Raw genomic sequence first — 18,314 nt, forward strand, 5'->3', positions numbered from 1 at the left:
AGTGCCCGGCCGATAGGACCCTGCTAGGAACTAGTCGACTGGTCGGCCGTCACGCAGGAAAACGCGCGGACACGGCCGGCCAACACCAGCATATGTCCGGCGCAGTCCACAAACAGCTTCTCGCCAGTGCGGTGCGGCTGGCTTTATGTTCATAATCTTAGATCATGCAAGTGCGGCAAACATTGAGTACCGACGGCGCCTCTGGCGCGGCGGAGCCGTTGCTGCGTTGGGCTGGTAGCAAGAAAAAGCTGTTGCCCTTGCTGCTTGCCGCGGTGCCCGAGGATGCGGATCGCTACATAGAGCCATTCGCGGGCTCGGCAGTGCTGTTCCTGCGCCTGCGAGTAGGGGACGCCATCCTTGGGGACCTGAACCGATCTCTCATCGAGACGTACCGCGTCGTTCAGCGCTACCCGCGTGCGGTGTGGGAGCGCGCGTCACAGTTTGGCAGCAACCCCGAGGACTACTACAAGCTTCGGGCGGTGAAGAGAGAGCGGTTAAATGCCTTCGACCGCGCAGCGCAGTTCGTGTACCTGAATAGGTATTGCTTTAACGGCGTCTATAGAACAAACCGCGCAGGTCAGTTCAATGTCGCCCGAGGCAAGGGCCATCTCTTCATGCCAAGTCTCGAGGCTTTTCAGGCATTCGCCAAGCTGTTAAAGGTCGCTGAACTGCGCTGCAGCGACTTTGAAGACATCCTTGAGGAGGCCGGCAACGGTGACTTTGTGTACCTAGATCCTCCTTACGCCTTGGGCGACAAGCGGGACCGTGGTGAGTACGGTTGTGACGCATTCAGAGAGAAGGACGAGAGGCGGCTGATTGCCTCGCTCCGCGCGGCAGACCGTCGCGGCGCGAAAGTGCTCCTCTCATACTCGCCTGCAGACACCGTCTTGCAAGGCCTCAAGAAATGGCGCCGTCACGATCTTACTGTGGCGCGCAACGTGGCCGGCTTTACGTCGGCGCGCCGTCACGCTGCCGAGGTGCTTCTTTCCAACTACGATTGGCAGCGCGATTAGCGATTAGTATCGCGCAGAATCAATACCAAAGGAGCGCTCGTGGAGGATGCCGATGGGCATGATGGACTAGTCGTGGAGGCGGTGTTTGCCGTTCTAGGCGATCCGCACTTTGCCCATGCGGCGGGTGCACGAACACACTTGAAGATCAAGCCTACTGGCGAATTGGCCAGCGAAAGTCCAAAGCAAAATCCCTGGGCTGGGCTGAACGACCTCGTTGCTACGCAGTCGTTGACTGCCGACGCGGTTCTTTGCCCGGGCGATATCGCATTCCAAAATGACGGTGTAACGCTTGCGGCGGGGTGGAAGCACCTGGTCGACCTAGGCAAGCGATTGCAAAGCGAGCACGTACTGTGCGCGACTGGCAATCACGATGTGACCTCTCGCAGCCAGGAAGCCAAAATTCACGAGAATGTCGTCGCGAATCTAAAGGCTGGCCTGGGACCATTCGAACCGCTGAAGGTGCTCAAGCCCCCGTATCCGTCGGTGACTCGGGACGACGACAGTGGGGCGAAGGGGCGAGATCACCGGGTGCGGTACTTCGGAGCCGGGCTTGTGCTGGTTGAAGCCGAGAAATATCAGGTGTTGATCGTCAACAGCTGCAGCGAACATGGTCACGATAAGTTCGAGCACGAGCGAGGCACGTTCCCGAAGTCAGCGGTATCGGAGCTGGAGCTGGCGTTGCAGCAATGCGATCACCGCAGGATCAGCATCGCGATCATGCATCATCCGCCCGAGCCGCACACGCAGAACGGTGAAGGCGCTCATGACTTCATCGACAACGGGCAGGAGCTCCTACGTCTGTTGTCTGAAGATGGCAATTGGCTAGTGATCCATGGCCACAAGCACGAAGCTCGGCTGGGATTCGCGTCGGGCAATGGCGAAGTGCCGTTCGTTTTCGGTGCGGCGAGCCTCGCGTTCTACATCAGCGAACTGGAGGGGACCTTCCAGAACCAGTTCTATTTGCTCACTGTCAGGCTGGATTCTCGCGGGATCAGTGGACGGTTTCGTACTTGGGACTGGGCGCAGGGGAAGGGCTGGCAGCCCGCGGTCTCCGATGGCAACAGCATCTACGACGGGGCCTCATTTGGCGCTCGAGATCCAGGAAGGGTCATTGCCGAAATCGCGAAGCTCAAGGAGCTTCCAATGCCCTGGTCAGACGTCATCAAGCATGTTCCCGAGGCTAGCTTGCTGACACCGGAGTCGCGCAACCACGTCAAGAGACAGCTCGATCGTCGGCATAGCCTGAATATCCATGCAGACAGGGACGGCCACTGGCTGACTCTAGAGAGGAAGGCCTTATGAGTCAGGGCTTCCTAGAGCCATTCAACGCCAAGGCGATGAGCTTTGCAGATGTAGCTCGCACCTTCGTGCCATCCACGAAGTTTGCGCTACTGGCAGGGCCGTGGAACTCGGTGCTGGTCGGACCTCGGGGCGGCGGCAAGACGACGCTTCTGAAGATGCTGAGCGCAGAGGGACAGGCGGCCTGGAATGGTCCGCAGGTGGGTGAAGTTAAGTCCGCGCTCGGCTATACCGGGGTCTACGTTCCCTCTGACATAGCGTGGGGCACGATGCTTGAGTCGCTGCAGCGCTCGGGTCAGAACGAACGGGTTGGCATCCTGTTCTCGCAGGCCGCGTTCGTGACGCACGTACTGCTGGCGGTTGCCAACGGGATCGAGCGGCATGTTCTTTTGAACCCCGTTCGGCGCGGCAACAACCTCGTTGATGGCGAACTACATCCAACGCAGACCGAACTGGAGGCCGCGATCAAGTCAATCGCAGCGTTGTGGCGCCTCAAGCCGATCTCGCTGTCCCCAGCCAGCTTGGTAGAAGCACTGCGCCTCCGTCTGCTGGACATCAAAAGCCAGGCGCACCTGTGCGCATCGCTTGGGCCGGAGGCGGTCGGAGAAGCAGTTGTTCGCAGCTGCGACTATCTTGGCCTCGACATGATGGAAGCGACGTCCCAGGGACTGCAGGCGTTTGACGCCATGTATGGCCGGTCAGACCATCGTTGGTGCCTGCTCCTTGACGAGTTCGAGGTGGCGCCGATGCATTTGCAGCAGACGGTACTGGCTTCTATGCGAGCGAGCGGCGGTCAGAAGCTCCTGTTAAAGGTCGCGCTGGCACCGTGCGGGCCTGATGTCCTCTACCAGCGAGACGTTGCCGCTCCAAGCCAGCTCAACGACGTCCGACAGGTTGAGCTTTGGTACGCGGACAAAGCTGAGGCCAGCGAGTTCTGCAAAAACGTGTTCCTTTCAAGAAGTCAGTCTTATGCAGGGCTGAGCGGTGAAACCCCTAACAACGTGTTCGGCACGTCAGCCTACTCTGTGGTCGACGAGGGTGAAGAGGTGGAGCAGTTGGGGTTGTTCGCACGGGCTACGCGTGCAGCGACAAAGCAGATCACAAATCACTTTGTCTCCCTCTCGGAGAAGGATGCTTCCTTCGTCAGGTTCCTCGAGCGCAAGGAAATCGACCTCACACAGGAACTGGGGATGCAGCCAAGCGACTTCAACGGCAACACTCTGCGCAAGGTTGCGCCGCTGGTTGCGTTTCGGAACGCATACCGAGGCAGGCCCGAAGGACGCAAGCGCGGCGTGAAGCCATTCAACGCCACCTATGCAGGCTGGGAGTCTCTCTCGGCGATAAGCGAGGGCAATCCACGTTGGCTTATTGGTCTGATCACACGCATCCTGTCTCAGGCTGACCTTAGCCAGCTCCCTGTGCCAGTGCCTCGGCAGACGGAGGGGGTGCTCTGGAACTGCCAGCGGTACTCTGAGATGTTGCAGGCCCTGGCCAGTGAGCAGTTCCATTCAATCAAGACTTCCGCATCGGTTTTCCAGGTGCTGGAAAAGATAGGCGACTACTTTCATGACCGCCTAGTCACCGCCGACTTTGTCGAGGATCCTCCGCTCTCCTTCATCGTAGACAACGACGTCGACGATGATGTCGAGAACGCCTTGCGGATCGCGATGAACCACGGCGCGATCGTCTGCTTTGAATCGCCCGGGACGGTCGGTGGATACCGGTCGCTTCGGGGCAAGCGCTTCAGGTTGACTTATCTCCTAGCGCCGATCTTCAAGTTGCCGATGCGCAAGTCGAAGCCAGTGTCCTTGTCAGCGATCCTCAATCCACCTCCCGTGGATCGGAAGAGAGAAGCGAAAGTTGATGAACCGCCACCGGAGCAATCCGGGGCTTGGAAGCAGGACGGGCTGTTTTGAAGCTGGCCATCAGAAACCTCACGCAGGTAAACATAGAAGGCAAGGCGACTTCTGCAGTGCTCAGCAGCGAGCCCGCATTGATCATCGTTGGAGACGGCGAAGGTCGGCGGAGACGGAATCTTCTGATGCTGCTGACGGCTGAAGGCGATCTGGACGCGCGGATGATTGCGGTCGGGTATGGAGCCCAAGGTGAAGCCCGATTCTCAAAGCGCCTCGAGGTTGAACGTCTGACATGTCGCGACACATGTGATGCCATTCGTGCCTTCTCGCGCAACGGCAGCGGCACCGCGTCGATATTTGTTGACGTGTCTTGTCTGTCGCGCCAGCAGATGGGCGCCATCTTTTCGGAGATTAAACGCCTTGCGCGCAGCGGGCCGGTGGACCTTCAAATTGGCTACAGCTTGGCGCGCTATGTGAAGCCAACTGCTCAATGGTCCTCCGCCATCCGCCGCATAGCACCGGTGAACGACGATTTTGCGGGCTGGACTGCAGCGCCGGACAACCCAATCGAGCTAATCGTGGCGTTGGGGTATGAGAAGGGCAAAGCTATCGGTGCGGCTGAGTATTTGGAGCCGGGAGACACCTGGCTGTTTGTACCGACCTCTCCTGAAGAGAAGTATCTGGAGGAGGTGCAGGAGCAGAACAAGGACTTGCTGCAGGAGTTGAATGACAAGCAGATGGAGTATGGGGTGATGGAGCCGGTCGATGCTTACCACTCGCTCCTGTCTCTAGTGCGTGGGACCCGACGCACTGCTCGTCCCATCCTGCTGCCATTCGGGCCGAAATTGTTCTTCGCACTATCTCTACTGGTAGCCATGATCATCGAGGAGGCCGCAGTCTGGTTCGTCGATGGCGAGAACACGTCCAGCACGGACCAAGGTCAGCCCTCACCCCACGCTGTCATACTCTGCTGTCGGATCGAACCGGTAGTCGACACGGACGCTGTTTGATGGGAGCATTTGGCGCTTGGCCGAGCAGCGTTAGCATGCGAGTAAAGGTCGCGTCAAAGCGCTAACGCCAAGAAGTGGGCCAAGTGGCCTCAGGTCAGCGTGGCGCGTCGGAAGTTCATTTGTGCCATAACGACACAACGGCAACAACAACGGCACCCAACCCTCCGATTGCCGCGAGCATGGTCCAGCGTGTCATCCACACAGCACGCTGTTCCGCGCGTGCTGTGTCCCTAGCGTCAAGAAACTGTTTGGCATGCTTGTACTTCCAGCCCGCGTAGCCACCGGTCAGAAGCCGCTTGCGCACGTACGTTTCGTTGGTGGCCTCCAGCTCGCGGTAGAACTCTTCGATCACATTGCGCTGCATGGCTCACTCCCCTAGTTCGCTGCGTGAGCCAATGTCGTTCACGCGCTCAACCAGTGCCGCGTACTGCTCGTCGGAAACCAGTTTCTCGCCCGTGTCATCCTTCTGCTCGCGGAGGCGCTTCATGACGTTGTACGGGTTCAGCAGCAGCACGTAGTGCATGGGGCCCTTCACCCCCTTGCGGAAGTCGATGAAGCCGATTTCTTTCAGCACTTCCATGTGCTGCCTGAACGTGGAGACATTGCGCTGACCCCCGTACCCGGCCTCGTATGCGATCTGTGCCTCGCTGGCGATCCGCACGAGGCCTTCACCATAGTGGTGAAGCCACAGGGCAAAGTACGTCTTGCCAGCCGGAACGGCCTTCCCGCACTTCCTCTTGGCGATCTCGTTGATGATGTTGATCACGATGGACAGCGTGCGCGGCACCTGGGCGAATCCGAAGCGTTTGTGCTCATTGCTCAGCAGCCAGATATCCTCATCCTTGACATCAGCCCAGTGCACCTTTCGTAAGTCGATATTTGTCTGCCTGGCCTTCTCACCTTTTTTCTGAGCCTGCTTGACGTTCGGCGCTTCGACCTTGGCGGCGAGGAGCGCACTAAGACCGTCGACACTGAGTGCGCCTGGGGGCAAGGCCGGCGGCACCGCGACGTCCACTGCGGTTTCAAGGGTTGTTGCCGGCAGTGGCACTGGCGCTGGCGCTGCCGCTGCGGGAGCTTTATCGGGCTTGGTTTTCATGTTGCACTGGGAGCAGTTCGATACCTTGAATTTTCCATGTCTGCGGCAGGAACGCAAACGCCCAGTCAATGAGCAGTCGACCTTTTCGGCATCGCGAGACAGGTGAGATATGTCAAAAAATTAGTGACTCAGATCTGAGTCACTAATTTTTTGGAAATTTTTCGCATTGCGATCAATAACTTATGAACAAAACTCGGTATCGCGCGTATCAAGCGTATCGCCTAGGGTATCGCGCGGTATCTCTGCGCTATCCGGGGTTACAAGGGAGTCGGACAGCCCTTGCGCCCACCAACTTTACATTCGACATCTGCCGTGCCGGGCACCATCGGGGCCATGGTGGTGCTCGTCTGCCAAGCAATTGACTCGTCGAACGCTATCGCTAAAGGCGAGGCTGAGGACGTACTTTCCATAGCCGCCGCTTAACAAAGTGCCGGTAGTCGAACCAACGTCAGCTTGATGGCGCTCACTCGAAGTCCACCGGTCGGCGTCGACCGACTCCTCACGCTGCACGTTGCCTCACGGCAGATCGCGGCAAACGGCCCCACTTAGTCGGGATCTAGGGCAGCGCTGGATAAAGCAATTCGCCACTCTTGAGCTAAGAGAGCGAATAACCCGCTTCTAAGCTGACTGAGGTCAAGAACTCGGAGTGACTCCGCGAGTTGTGACAACCGCGAGAGCCAACTATTTCATAATGTGGCAAATCTTGGACGAGGAGAAAGTTCAGTGGCACGGAAGCGAAGGATGAGTGGCTTTCCGCAGTGGCCAGACCCATCGCATCAGAAATAAACCCCTTCGATCTTGAAATGGGGTTCCGGCGCCCTTATGATTAGCACTCGCTGGCGTTGAGTGCTAACACCCGACGCCATGTCGATCAGCGGTATCCGCTGGCCCGTCCGGGCTGGCACCGCCGTTCTGAACAAACCCCATCTGTTCCATACCCAGGAGATGCAATGAACCTTCGTCCTCTCGCCGATCGCGTGATCGTCAAGCGCATTGACAGCGAAACCAAGACCGCCTCCGGCATCGTCATCCCCGACGCCGCCGCCGAAAAGCCCGATCAGGGCGAAGTCCTGGCGGTCGGTCCCGGCAAGAAAAACGACAAGGGCGAACTGTCCGCCATGAACGTCAAGGTCGGTGACCGCGTTCTGTTCGGCAAGTACAGCGGCCAGACCGTCAAGGTCGCTGGCGACGAACTGCTGGTCATGAAGGAAGACGACCTGTTCGCGGTCGTCGAGTCCAAGTAACTGAACACCTCAATTTTTCCGGAGAAACAACATGGCAGCAAAAGACGTCATTTTCGGCGGCGAAGCCCGCGCACGCATGGTTGAAGGCGTGAACATCCTGGCCAACGCGGTCAAGGTCACCCTGGGCCCCAAGGGCCGCAACGTGGTGCTCGAGCGCTCCTTCGGCGCCCCCACCGTGACCAAGGACGGTGTGTCCGTGGCCAAGGAAATCGAACTCAAGGACAAGCTCCAGAACATGGGCGCGCAGATGGTCAAGGAAGTTGCTTCCAAGACGTCCGACAACGCCGGTGACGGCACCACCACCGCCACCGTGCTGGCCCAGGCCATCGTGCGCGAAGGCATGAAGTACGTGGCCGCCGGCATGAACCCGATGGACCTCAAGCGCGGCATCGACAAGGCCGTGGAAGCCCTGATCGCCGAGCTGAAGAAGGCCTCCAAGGCCACCACCACCAGCAAGGAAATCGCCCAGGTCGGTTCCATCTCCGCCAACAGCGACACCAGCATCGGCGAGATCATCGCCAATGCCATGGACAAGGTCGGCAAGGAAGGCGTGATCACCGTGGAAGACGGCAAGTCGCTGCAGAACGAACTCGACGTCGTCGAAGGCATGCAGTTCGACCGCGGCTACCTGTCGCCCTACTTCATCAACAACCCCGAGAAGCAATCGGCGCTGCTGGACAACCCCTTCGTGCTGCTGTACGACAAGAAGGTTTCCAACATCCGTGACCTGCTGCCCACGCTGGAGCAAGTCGCCAAGGCTGGCCGTCCGCTGCTGATCATTGCCGAAGACGTCGAAGGCGAAGCCCTGGCGACGCTGGTGGTCAACACCATCCGCGGCATCCTGAAGGTCGTGGCTGTGAAGGCCCCTGGCTTCGGCGACCGCCGCAAGGCCATGCTGGAAGACATCGCCATCCTGACCGGCGGCAAGGTCATCGCTGAAGAAGTGGGCCTGACGCTCGAGAAGGTGACCCTGGCCGACCTGGGCCAGGCCAAGCGCGTGGAAATCGGCAAGGAAAACACCACCATCATCGACGGTGCCGGCGCTGCCGCTGACATCGAAGCCCGCGTCAAGCAAGTGCGCGTGCAGATCGAAGAAGCCACCAGCGACTACGACCGCGAGAAGCTGCAAGAGCGCGTCGCCAAGCTGGCCGGCGGCGTGGCCGTCATCAAGGTCGGTGCCGCCACCGAAGTCGAGATGAAGGAAAAGAAGGCCCGCGTGGAAGACGCCCTGCACGCCACCCGCGCTGCCGTGGAAGAAGGCATCGTGGCCGGTGGTGGCGTGGCCCTGCTGCGCGCCCGCCAAGCCGCTGGCACCATCAAGGGTGACAACGCTGATCAGGACGCCGGCATCAAGCTGGTGCTCAAGGCCATCGAAGCGCCCCTGCGCGAAATCGTGGCCAACGCCGGTGGCGAACCGTCGGTGGTGGTCAACGCCATCCTGGCCGGCAAGGGCAACTACGGCTTCAACGCCGCCAACGACACCTACGGTGACATGATCGAGATGGGCATTCTGGACCCGACGAAGGTCACCCGCACCGCGCTGCAGAACGCCGCATCGGTGTCCAGCCTGATGCTGACGACCGAAGCCATGGTCGCCGAGTCCCCGAAGGACGACGCACCTGCGATGCCGGGTGGCGGCATGGGTGGCATGGGCGACATGGGCGGCATGGGCATGTAAGCTCTCCTTGCCTGAGACGCCATGCCGGCGTTGCAAGGGCTTGCCGTGGCGCTGCCACTGTCTACGCCCTTGCGCCTTGGCCTGGCACCTCAGGCTGCGTCGGAATGCATCACTGCACACTGACGAAAGCCCAAAACAAAAAGCCCCGCGAGAAATCGCGGGGCTTTTTGTTTTGGGCTCGGCTCGAGCTACTTCATCAAGGCTTCGAGCTTGATCGTGTCCGCCACGAACGCCCGGATGCCTTCGGCCAGTTTCTCGGTCGCCATCGCATCCTCGTTCAGGGCGAAGCGGAAGCTGGCTTCGTCGTGGGTCACGAAGGGGATGTCCAACGACTGGGCGGCGCTGGCGTCCAGTGCCCGGCTCAAGGGCGCATCGCTGGCGGCCAGCTGGGCCAGCAGCTCGGGGCTGATGGTGAGCAGGTCGCAACCCGCCAGCGCCGTGATCTGACCCACGTTGCGGAAGCTCGCGCCCATCACCTCGGTGGCGATGCCGTGCTTCTTGTAGAACTCGTAGATGCTGCGCACCGAACGCACGCCCGGGTCGTTGGCACCGGCCATTGCGGCCTCGTCCCAGCCGGCGCCCGCGCTCTTTTTGTACCAGTCGTAGATGCGGCCCACGAAGGGCGAGATCAGCTGCACCTTGGCCTGCGCCACAGGCCACCGCCTGGGCGAACGAGAACAGCAGCGTCAGGTTGGTGTGGATGCCTTCGCGCTCCAGCCGCGCGGCGGCCTGAATGCCTTCCCAGGTGGAAGCGATCTTGATCAGCACACGGTCCACATGCACGCCGTCACCCTGGTAGAGCTCGATGATGCGGCGCGCGCGGGTCACGGTGGCCTCGGTGTCGAAGCTCAGCCGGGCATCCACCTCGGTCGAGACCCGGCCCGGGATCAGGCGCAGGATCTCGCCACCAAAGGCCACCAGCAAGCGGTTCATCACCTCATCCAACCCCTGGGCGCCGTGCTTCGCGACAGCGTCCTTGAGCAGATGGGCGTACTCGGGCTTCTGGACCGCCTTCAGGATGAGCGACGGATTCGTCGTGGCGTCCTGCGGGGCGTAGGCTGCAATCTGATTGAAGTCGCCCGTGTCGGCCACGACCGTGGTGAGTTGCTTGAGAGCGTCAAGTTGGTTCATCAGCGGATTATCGGCCAGGCGATGTAATAAAATTTCACCGCATCGCCCCTCAATGTAACCAACCCCAACATGCTCGACCGGATCAAAGCCTCCCTGCCCTCGCTGGCGCCTGCCGAGCAACGTGCTGCCAAGCTCGTGCTGCTGGACCCGCGCACCTTCGCCAGCCTGCCCGTGACCGAACTCGCCGAGCGCGCTCACGTGAGCAAACCCACGGTGGTGCGGTTCTGCCGCAGCATGGGTTACGACGGCCTGTCGGACTTCAAGCTCAAGCTCGCCGGCACGGTGAGCGAAGGTGTGCCGTTCATCCACCGCAGCGTGGACGTGGACGACAAGACGAGCGACGTGCTGGTCAAGGTGATCGACAACACGGTGGCGGCCTTCCTGAAGTACCGCAACGACGCCTCCAGCCACGCGATCGAAAAGGCGGTGGACGCCCTGGTGGCGACCTACAAGAACCGTGGCCGCATCGAGTTCTATGGCGCGGGCAACTCGGGCATCGTCGCGCAGGACGCGCAACACAAGTTCTTCCGCCTGGGCATCAATGCCATCGCCTACAGCGACGGCCACATGCAAGTGATGAGTGCGTCCCTGCTCGGGCCGGGCGACTGCGTGGTGATCATCTCCAACTCCGGCCGCACGCGCGATCTGATGGACGCGGCCGACATCGCGCGCAAGCACGGCGCGACGGTGATCGTCATCACCACCAGCGGCTCACCGCTGGCGCAGAGCCGCGACATCCACCTCTCGGCCGACCACCCGGAAGGCTACGACCGCTACAGCCCGATGACCTCGCGCCTGATGCACCTGATGGTGATCGACATCGTGCGCACCTGCCTGGCGCTGCGCATCGGCGGCACCAAGCTCCAGCCCCTGCTCAAGGAAATGAAGAACAACCTCCGAAGCAAGAGGTACACGTGATCGTGCGTGCCAGAAACGGCCCAGGACGGCGGGTGCTTCCCGCAGCGACGTAAAGTGGGAGGCCCGGCGAAGCCGGGCCGGAGGACATTCGCGGAGGGGAGCACCCACCGTCCGCGCCAACGCCCACCCGGTGGCGTGAAACTAGATCCGCCCTTCTTCCACCGCATGGCAGGCGATGCGAATGCCCCCAAGGTCCAGCAGATTCGGACGCTCGCTGCGGCAGCGGTCGTTGGCATGCGGACAACGCGGATTGAAAGCACACCCGCTGGGCGGGTTCAGCGGGTTGGGCACCTCACCCGAGACCGGTGTGCGCGCCTTGCCGGTGTCGTGCATCTTCGGAATCGCATCGAGCAGCATGCGCGTGTAGGGATGGCGCGGCCGGTCGAACAGCGTGTGCTTGGGCGCCAACTCCACCAGCCGCCCCAGGTACATCACCCCCACCTGGTCGCTCACGTGGCGCACCACCGCCAGGTTGTGGCTGATGAACAGGTAGGTCAGCCCGCGCTCGCGCTGCAGGTCCTTCATGATGTTGAGCACCTGCGCCTGCACGCTCACGTCCAGCGCCGAGGTGGGCTCATCGCACACCAGAAACTCCGGCTGCGTGCGCAGGGCCCGCGCGATGGAAATGCGCTGGCGCTGCCCGCCCGAGAACTGGTGCGGGTACTTCACGCGGTCCAGCGGTGACAGGCCCACCGACTTCAGCAACTCATCCACCCGTGCGCGCAAAGCCACCGGCTCGGTCTCGATCTCGTGCTCGCGCAGCGGCTCGGCAATGATGTCCTCCACGCGCCAGCGCGGGTTCAGGCTCGCGTACGGGTCCTGGAAGATCATCTGGATGCGGCGGCGCAGCTTGCGGCCTTCCGGCGTCTTGAACGCCGCATGCGCGTCCTGGCCATCGAACTCGAAACCACCCCGCGTGGGCTCGTACAAGCCCACGAGCAGGCGCGCCACCGTGCTCTTGCCGCAGCCCGACTCGCCCACCAGGGCCAGCGTCTGACCCCGTGGAATGTCGAAGGACACGCCGTCCACCGCACGCAACAGCTGGCGCGGCTGACGCTCGATCACGCGATTGAGCCAGGGCACGGACACGTCGAAGGTCTTGGCTAGGTCGGTCGCACGCACCAACGGCGCCTCGAGGGCGGCAGCAGGTACCGCGGCACGACTTGAAGCACCACGGTTTTGCGCGGCCCGCACCGCTTTTTCGATCATGTCGGCGCTCATGCCAGGGCTCCTGCTTGCGCGTGCAGCCAGCAGGCCGCCCGGGTGGCTCCGGCCGGCAGCAGATCGGGCCGGTCGACGTGGCAGCGGTCGAACACCTTCTCGCACCGCGGGTTGTAGGCACAGCCGGAGGGAATGGCGTTGAGCCGCGGCATCGCGCCGTCGATCTGGTGCAGGCGCTCGCGGTCCTGGCTCATGTCGGGAATGCAGGCCATCAGGCCGGCGGTGTAAGGGTGCGCCGGGTGGTTGATGACCTCGTGCACCGGGCCGATCTCGGCGACGCGTCCGGCGTACATCACGGCCACGCGGTCGCAGGTCTCGGCGATCACGCCCATGTCGTGCGTGATCAGCATCACCGCCGCCCCACGCTGTTTGCAGATGGTCTTGAGCAGCGTGATGATCTGCGCCTGGATCGAGACATCGAGCGCGGTGGTGGGTTCGTCGGCCACGATGAGTTGCGGCTCGGCCGCGAGTGCCAGAGCGATCACGACGCGCTGGCGCATGCCACCGGAGAACTGGTGCGGGAAGTGGTCGATGCGCTGCTCGGCGGCCGGGATGCCGGTGTCCTTGAGCAGGTCGATCGCGCGCCTGCGCGCCTCGGCCTGGCTCACCGGCAGGTGGGTGGTGATGGTCTCGATGAGCTGGCGGCCCACGGAATACAGGGGGTTGAGCGAGGTCAACGGGTCCTGGAAGATCGCGCCGATCTGGCGGCCCCGCACCTTGCGCATCTGGTCGTGCGGCAGGTTGTCGATGCGGCGGCCGTGCAGCAGGATCTCGCCCGAGGCGACACGGCCCGGCGGCTCCAGCAGGCCGATGATGGAGGCGCCCGTGAGCGACTTGCCCGCGCCGGACTCACCCACCACGCCGAGGATCTCGCCCGGGGCGATGTCGAAGGAAACGTCGTCCAGCGCGCGCAGCGTGCCGCGGCGGCCGGGGAATTCGACGACCAGGTTCTTGACTTGGAGAAGGCTCATCTTGGTCTCAGCGCAGGCGGGGGTTGAGTGCGTCGCGCAGCCAGTCGCCCAGCAGGTTCACGCTGAGTGCGATCAGCACCAGCATGGCGCCCGGAAAAATGGTGATCCACCATTCGCCGGAGAACAGGTAGTCGTTGCCCACGCGGATCAGCGTGCCCAGCGACGGTGAGGTGGGCGGAGCGCCCACGCCCAGGAAAGACAGCGTGGCCTCGGTGATGATGGCCGTGCGCACCTGGATGGTGCGCCAGCACCAGCACCGGGCCCATGACGTTGGGCAGCACATGGCTGCGCATGATGTGCAGCGGCGCCACGCCGGTCACGCGCGCGGCCTGCACGTACTCCTTGTTGCGCTCCACCAGCGTGGAACCCCGCACCGTGCGCGCGTACTGCACCCAGCCGGTGAGCGTGATCGAGATGATCAGCACGCCAAAGGCCAGCGTCTCGTGCGCATTGGGGAACAGGGCCCGGCCCACGCCGGCGATCAGCAAGGCGATGAGGATCGGCGGGAAGGACAGCATCACGTCGCACAGGCGCATGAGGAAGCCGTCCACCCAACCGCCGAGGAAGCCGGCCAGCAGGCCGAAGGTGACGCCGATCACCACCGAGAGCAGCACCGAGGCCAGACCCACCGCGAGCGAGATGCGCGCGCCGTACATCAATGCCGAGAGGATGTCGCGGCCCTGGTCGTCCGTCCCGAGCAGGAAGTTGCTGGATCCATCGGGGTGCCAGGCTGGCGGCAGCCGGGCATTCGTGAGTTCGAGCGTCGCAAGGTCAAAAGGGTCGTGCGGAGCCACCCACGGCGCGAAGACCGCGCAGAACACGCAGATGAAAGCGATCACCGCCGCGACGATGGCGGTCGGCGAGGTGCGGAAGCTGTGGCCGACATCGCTGTCGAGCCCTCTTTTGATGAGGCTGATCACGTGGGGAACCTGGTTGGGTGCGACGCCACCACAAGGCCGGGGCCTCGTGGTGGCGAGGGCCGGCTTATTTCGCCGGTTTCACCGACATGAAACGGAACGGCATGAAGTTGTCGGCCAGCTGGACCAGCTCCACGTTGTTGGCCACGCCCCAGGCCAGGGCCTGTTGGTGCAGCGGCAGGTGGCCGATGTCGTCCGAGTGCAGCTTGAAGGCTTCCTTGATCAGGGCATCGCGCTTGGCCTTGTCGGTCTCCGACTGGATCTGCACCGTCAGCTCGTCGACCTTGGGGTTGCAGTAGGCGCCCAGGTTGAACTCGCCACTGCCCTTGTCGTCCACGCAGCGCATCAAGGCATTCAGGGCGTTGTGCGCGTCGTAGGTGCCCGGGGTCCAGCCCAGCATGAAGAAGCTGGTGTCGCGGCGCAGGATCTTGGGGAAGTAGGTGCCCTTGGTTTCGGCCTGCAGGTTGATCTTCACCCCGATGCGCGCGAGGTTGGCGGCGACCGCCTGGCAGATCGCGCCGTCGTTCACGTAGCGGTCGTTGGGGCAGTTCAAGGCCACTTCAAAGCCATTGGGGTAGCCGGCATCGGCCAGCAACTTCTTGGCGGCGTCGGGGTCGTACGGCAGGCGGTTGTTCATGGCGTTGTCGAAGCCATTGATGCCGGGACCCACCATCAGCGCCATGGGCTTGGAGGCGCCGCGCATCACGGTGCGCTGGATGCCGTTGATGTCGATGGCCTGGTAGAAGGCCTGGCGCACGCGCTTGTCCTTGAAGGGGTTCTTGCCCTTGACGCTGGAGTACAGCAGCTCGTCGCGCTTCTGGTCCATACCCAGGAAGATGGTGCGCAGTTCGGGACCCTGCATCACCTTGCTCTTGCCGCTGGCGTTGATGCGCGCCACGTCCTGCAGCGGGACCGGCTCGATCACGTCCACCTGGCCCGAGAGCAGCGCCGCCACGCGGGTGGAGTCGTTGCCGATCGGCGTGTACTCCACGTTGACCACGTTGCCCTCGATCTTGCCCCAGTAGCTGCCATTGCGCACGAAGCTGGTCTTGACGTTCGGCTGGCGCTCGCGCAGGCGGAACGGGCCGGTGCCATTGGCGCGGAACGAGGCCGCATTCTCGACACCCTTTCGTCGGTCCACGGGTCGCGTGGCCTGGTTGTCCTCGGCCCACTTCTTGTTCATCATGAACAGCAGCGACAGCACGTCGGGCAGGATAGGGAACGGTCCCTTGGTCTCGATGTCGACCGTGAAGTCGTTGACCTTGCGGACTTCCTTCACGTCGTTGGTGTAGCTCTTCATGTCCGAGCCTTCGCCCGAAGCGCGCGCGAAGGTGAACAACACGTCATCGGCCGTGAAGGGTGCGCCGTCGTGGAATTTCACGCCCTTGCGCAGTTCGAAACGCCAGACGCTGGGCGAGGTCTGTTTCCAGCTCGTCGCCAGCCCGGGCACCAGCTTCAGGTTCTGGTCGCGCGCCACCAAGGGTTCGTAGACGTTGTTCGTCACGCTGAGCTGCAAGGACTCGTTGAGCGAATGCGGGTCCATGGACAGGGCATCGCCCTGGTTGCCGATGCGGATGGTCTGCGCCGAGGCGGCCCCCAGGGTGAGCATGGCGGTTGTGACCAGTGCGGCCGCCAGCGTTTTCCGGAAAATCATGCTTCGCTCCTTGATGCGTTTGTGGTTGTGGAAGGGGTTTTGCTCGACGCGTGAGCCTCATCGGCCAATGGCATGGCGTGCTCCACCAGGCTGGCGTGCAGGGCCGCTCCGAGCGGCAGAACCTCGTCGTTGAAGTCGTAGCGGCTGTTGTGCAGGAAACAGCTGCCAAGGCCGTTTTCGGCGCCTTGCCCCAGGCGCAGGTAGGCCCCGGGCTTGACCTGCAGCATGAACGAGAAGTCCTCGGCCCCCATGCTCGGGTCCATGTTGCGGTCCACGTGGTCGTGGCCGACCAGCTTCTGCGCCACATCGGCCGCGAAACGGGCTTCGTCCCGCGTGTTGATGGTGGCCGGGTAGATGCGCTCGTAGTTCACGTGCGCCGTGGCACCCAGGCCCAGCGCCACGCCGGAGCAGACCTCCTGCAGGCGTTTCTCGACCATGGCCTGCACTTCGGGGTTGAAGGTGCGCACCGTGCCCACCAGCGTGGCCTTGCCCGGCATCACGCTGAACGCGCCCATGTCGCCGGCCTGCATCGCGCACAGGCTGATGACCGCGCTGTCGATGGCGCGCACGTTGCGTGAGACGATGCTCTGCACCGCCGTGATGATGTGGGCCGACACCAGCACCGGGTCCACCGTCTGGTAAGGGTGCGCGCCGTGGCCGCCCTTGCCCGTGACTTCGATGGTGATGCGATCGGCCGAGGCCATCATGGGGCCGGGGTTCACGCCCACCATGCCAGGGCGCATCTGCGGCCAGTTGTGCATGCCGAAAACGGATTGCACCGGGAAGCGGTCGAACAGGCCGTCCTCGATCATGGCCTTGGCGCCCGCAAAACCTTCTTCACCCGGCTGGAAGATCAGCACCGCCGTGCCGTCGAACTGGCGCGTTTCGGCCAGGTAGCGCGCCGCACCCACCAGCATGGCGGTGTGGCCGTCGTGGCCGCAGCCGTGCATCATGCCGGGGCGCATGGACTTCCAGGCAAAGTCGTTGTGCTCGGTCATGGGCAGCGCGTCCATGTCGGCGCGCAGGCCGACCATGCGGCCACTGGTGTGACGGCGGCCGCGGATCACGGCCACCACCCCCGTCTTGCCGATGCCGGTGTGGATCTCGTCCACGCCACACACCTTGAGCGACTCGACCACGCGCTGCGCGGTGTAGTGCTCTTCGAAACCGATTTCCGGATGGGCGTGCAGATCACGGCGCAAGGCCGTGAGCTCGGGGTGGAAGGCCGCGATGTGGGAAAACGCGCGGCCATGGGCCTTGATGCGGGACGAGGTGGACATCAATGGCCTCCCGCCTTCTCCACGCGAAGGCGGGGGTCGACCGCGAAGTACAGCAGATCGACGATCAGGTTGATGACCACGAAGATCAGCGCGATGAGGCACAGGTAGGCGGCCATCACCGGGATGTCGGCGAAGGTCACGGCCTGGATGAACAGCAACCCCATGCCCGGCCACTGGAACACCGTCTCCGTGATGATGGCGAAGGCGATCAAGCCCCCCAGTTGCAGACCGGTGATGGTCATCACCGGCACCAGCGTGTTCTTCAGCGCGTGTCCAAAATGCACCGCGCGGTTGGTCAGGCCTCGGGCGCGCGCGAACTTGATGTAGTCGGTGCGCAGCACCTCCAGCATTTCCGCGCGCACCAGCCGCATGATCAACGTGAGCTGGAAGATCGCCAGCGTGATGGCCGGCAGGGTGATGTGGTGCCAGCCCTTCGGAGTCAACAAGCCGGTGCTCCACCAACCCAGCTGTGTCACGTCACCCCGACCGAAGCTGGGGAACCAGCCCAATGTGACGGCGAACAGCAGGATCAGCAGGATGCCGATCAGAAACGTGGGAAGGGACACACCGAGCAGCGACACAGTCATGAACACCTGGCTCATGAACGTACCGCGCCGCAACGCCGCGTACACCCCCATCGGGATGCCCACCACCAGCGCAAGCACCGCCGCCACCATAGACAGCTCCAGCGTGGCAGGGAAACGCTCGGCGATCAGGCGCGAGACCTTGGCCCCCTGCCGCAGCGACAGACCGAATTCACCTTGCACCGCGTTGGCGAGGAAATGCCAGAACTGCACGAAGAAGGGGCGGTCCAGACCGAGTTCGGTGCGCAGTTCGCGCACCTGGTCGGGGGTGGCATCCTGCCCGAGCAGGAACACCACGGGATCCCCCACATACTGAAACAACATGAACGCGATGAACGCCACGCTGACCATGACGATCACGGCTTGCGCCAGTCGCCGAAGAATGAATGCGAACATCGTTTGAAAAATAAAGAGAGGGTCGCCCCCTGCGGTGCGCGACCCT

At 62.6% G+C, this 18,314-nt stretch carries 14 protein-coding genes and 2 pseudogenes; 7 read left to right on the forward strand and 9 right to left on the reverse strand.

Going from position 1 to position 18,314, the window contains the following annotated elements:
* Positions 1–164 precede the first annotated feature (164 nt).
* Genes ACFJGX_RS26155 through ACFJGX_RS26170 form a run of 4 tightly spaced genes read left to right on the forward strand, consistent with a single transcriptional unit; the run spans position 165 to position 5,178 of the window.
* Complete coding sequence (locus ACFJGX_RS26155) at positions 165–1,013, forward strand: DNA adenine methylase (protein ID WP_382323286.1); 849 nt, start codon at positions 165–167, stop codon at positions 1,011–1,013.
* A gap of 39 nt (positions 1,014–1,052) precedes the next feature.
* Entirely contained in the window at positions 1,053–2,315 is a 1,263-nt protein-coding gene (locus tag ACFJGX_RS26160; protein ID WP_382323285.1) for a metallophosphoesterase family protein, read from the forward strand.
* Positions 2,312–4,228: a hypothetical protein gene (locus tag ACFJGX_RS26165; RefSeq protein ID WP_382323284.1), complete on the forward strand. Its 1,917-nt coding sequence runs from the start codon at positions 2,312–2,314 to the stop codon at positions 4,226–4,228. The genes ACFJGX_RS26160 and ACFJGX_RS26165 overlap by 4 nt, the downstream gene beginning before the upstream one ends.
* Positions 4,225–5,178 (forward strand): hypothetical protein, encoded by a 954-nt coding sequence (locus ACFJGX_RS26170; RefSeq protein WP_382323283.1) that lies wholly within the window; start codon positions 4,225–4,227, stop codon positions 5,176–5,178. Before ACFJGX_RS26165 ends, ACFJGX_RS26170 begins: the two co-directional genes overlap by 4 nt.
* Positions 5,179–5,293: 115 nt before the next feature.
* Here ACFJGX_RS26170 and ACFJGX_RS26175 read toward each other — a convergent pair whose 3' ends face one another.
* Together ACFJGX_RS26175 and ACFJGX_RS26180 are read right to left on the reverse strand one after the other, a co-directional pair.
* Positions 5,294–5,542, reverse strand: coding sequence for a hypothetical protein (locus ACFJGX_RS26175; protein ID WP_382323282.1), 249 nt, complete (start codon positions 5,540–5,542; stop codon positions 5,294–5,296).
* A 3-nt stretch (positions 5,543–5,545) separates the two neighbouring features.
* The gene (locus ACFJGX_RS26180) at positions 5,546–6,274 is read right to left on the reverse strand and encodes a hypothetical protein (protein ID WP_382323281.1); all 729 of its coding nucleotides are present in this window, start codon (positions 6,272–6,274) and stop codon (positions 5,546–5,548) included.
* 950 nt (positions 6,275–7,224) lie between these two features.
* Here ACFJGX_RS26180 and ACFJGX_RS26185 point away from each other — a divergent pair.
* Together ACFJGX_RS26185 and groL are read left to right on the forward strand one after the other, a co-directional pair.
* Positions 7,225–7,518, forward strand: a complete 294-nt coding sequence (locus ACFJGX_RS26185; protein ID WP_066268460.1) for a co-chaperone GroES — start codon at positions 7,225–7,227, stop codon at positions 7,516–7,518.
* Between the two features lie 31 nt (positions 7,519–7,549).
* Positions 7,550–9,196 (forward strand): chaperonin GroEL, encoded by a 1,647-nt coding sequence (gene groL, locus ACFJGX_RS26190; RefSeq protein ID WP_382323280.1) that lies wholly within the window; start codon positions 7,550–7,552, stop codon positions 9,194–9,196.
* 188 nt (positions 9,197–9,384) lie between these two features.
* Here the strand turns inward: groL and tal are convergent.
* A pseudogene (gene tal / locus ACFJGX_RS26195) lies at positions 9,385–10,327 on the reverse strand (transaldolase).
* 69 nt (positions 10,328–10,396) lie between these two features.
* Here tal and ACFJGX_RS26200 point away from each other — a divergent pair.
* Positions 10,397–11,245 (forward strand): MurR/RpiR family transcriptional regulator, encoded by an 849-nt coding sequence (locus ACFJGX_RS26200; protein ID WP_382327370.1) that lies wholly within the window; start codon positions 10,397–10,399, stop codon positions 11,243–11,245.
* Positions 11,246–11,386: 141 nt separating this feature from the next.
* Here the strand turns inward: ACFJGX_RS26200 and ACFJGX_RS26205 are convergent, their stop codons facing one another.
* The 6 genes and pseudogenes from ACFJGX_RS26205 to ACFJGX_RS26230 form a co-directional block, all read right to left on the reverse strand.
* Complete coding sequence (locus tag ACFJGX_RS26205) at positions 11,387–12,466, reverse strand: ABC transporter ATP-binding protein (protein ID WP_382327372.1); 1,080 nt, start codon at positions 12,464–12,466, stop codon at positions 11,387–11,389.
* On the reverse strand, positions 12,463–13,437 hold the full coding sequence (locus ACFJGX_RS26210; protein WP_382161602.1) for an ABC transporter ATP-binding protein: 975 nt from the start codon (positions 13,435–13,437) through the stop codon (positions 12,463–12,465). Before ACFJGX_RS26210 ends, ACFJGX_RS26205 begins: the two co-directional genes overlap by 4 nt.
* 7 nt (positions 13,438–13,444) lie before the next feature.
* Positions 13,445–14,357: pseudogene (locus ACFJGX_RS26215) on the reverse strand (ABC transporter permease).
* A gap of 64 nt (positions 14,358–14,421) precedes the next feature.
* The gene (locus ACFJGX_RS26220; RefSeq protein ID WP_382327374.1) at positions 14,422–16,008 is read right to left on the reverse strand and encodes an ABC transporter substrate-binding protein; all 1,587 of its coding nucleotides are present in this window, start codon (positions 16,006–16,008) and stop codon (positions 14,422–14,424) included.
* On the reverse strand, positions 16,005–17,288 hold the full coding sequence (locus tag ACFJGX_RS26225) for a M20 aminoacylase family protein (RefSeq protein WP_382323277.1): 1,284 nt from the start codon (positions 17,286–17,288) through the stop codon (positions 16,005–16,007). The genes ACFJGX_RS26220 and ACFJGX_RS26225 overlap by 4 nt, the downstream gene beginning before the upstream one ends.
* On the reverse strand, positions 17,288–18,268 hold the full coding sequence (locus ACFJGX_RS26230; RefSeq protein ID WP_291114063.1) for an ABC transporter permease: 981 nt from the start codon (positions 18,266–18,268) through the stop codon (positions 17,288–17,290). Before ACFJGX_RS26230 ends, ACFJGX_RS26225 begins: the two co-directional genes overlap by 1 nt.
* Positions 18,269–18,314 lie beyond the last annotated feature (46 nt).

The sequence above is a fragment of the Hydrogenophaga sp. UC242_50 genome (genome assembly GCF_042697355.1).
GTDB lineage: Bacteria > Pseudomonadota > Gammaproteobacteria > Burkholderiales > Burkholderiaceae_C > Hydrogenophaga.

Coding starts and splice junctions, on each gene's coding strand:
- ACFJGX_RS26210 (WP_382161602.1), bottom strand. CDS start 13,437: ATGAGCCTTCTCCAAGTCAAGAACCTGGTCGTCGAATTCCCCGGCCGC.
- ACFJGX_RS26220 (WP_382327374.1), bottom strand. CDS start 16,008: ATGATTTTCCGGAAAACGCTGGCGGCCGCACTGGTCACAACCGCCATG.
- ACFJGX_RS26165 (WP_382323284.1), top strand. CDS start 2,312: ATGAGTCAGGGCTTCCTAGAGCCATTCAACGCCAAGGCGATGAGCTTT.
- ACFJGX_RS26185 (WP_066268460.1), top strand. CDS start 7,225: ATGAACCTTCGTCCTCTCGCCGATCGCGTGATCGTCAAGCGCATTGAC.
- ACFJGX_RS26200 (WP_382327370.1), top strand. CDS start 10,397: ATGCTCGACCGGATCAAAGCCTCCCTGCCCTCGCTGGCGCCTGCCGAG.
- ACFJGX_RS26180 (WP_382323281.1), bottom strand. CDS start 6,274: ATGAAAACCAAGCCCGATAAAGCTCCCGCAGCGGCAGCGCCAGCGCCA.
- ACFJGX_RS26225 (WP_382323277.1), bottom strand. CDS start 17,288: ATGTCCACCTCGTCCCGCATCAAGGCCCATGGCCGCGCGTTTTCCCAC.
- ACFJGX_RS26175 (WP_382323282.1), bottom strand. CDS start 5,542: ATGCAGCGCAATGTGATCGAAGAGTTCTACCGCGAGCTGGAGGCCACC.
- ACFJGX_RS26230 (WP_291114063.1), bottom strand. CDS start 18,268: ATGTTCGCATTCATTCTTCGGCGACTGGCGCAAGCCGTGATCGTCATG.
- ACFJGX_RS26205 (WP_382327372.1), bottom strand. CDS start 12,466: ATGAGCGCCGACATGATCGAAAAAGCGGTGCGGGCCGCGCAAAACCGT.
- ACFJGX_RS26155 (WP_382323286.1), top strand. CDS start 165: ATGCAAGTGCGGCAAACATTGAGTACCGACGGCGCCTCTGGCGCGGCG.
- groL (WP_382323280.1), top strand. CDS start 7,550: ATGGCAGCAAAAGACGTCATTTTCGGCGGCGAAGCCCGCGCACGCATG.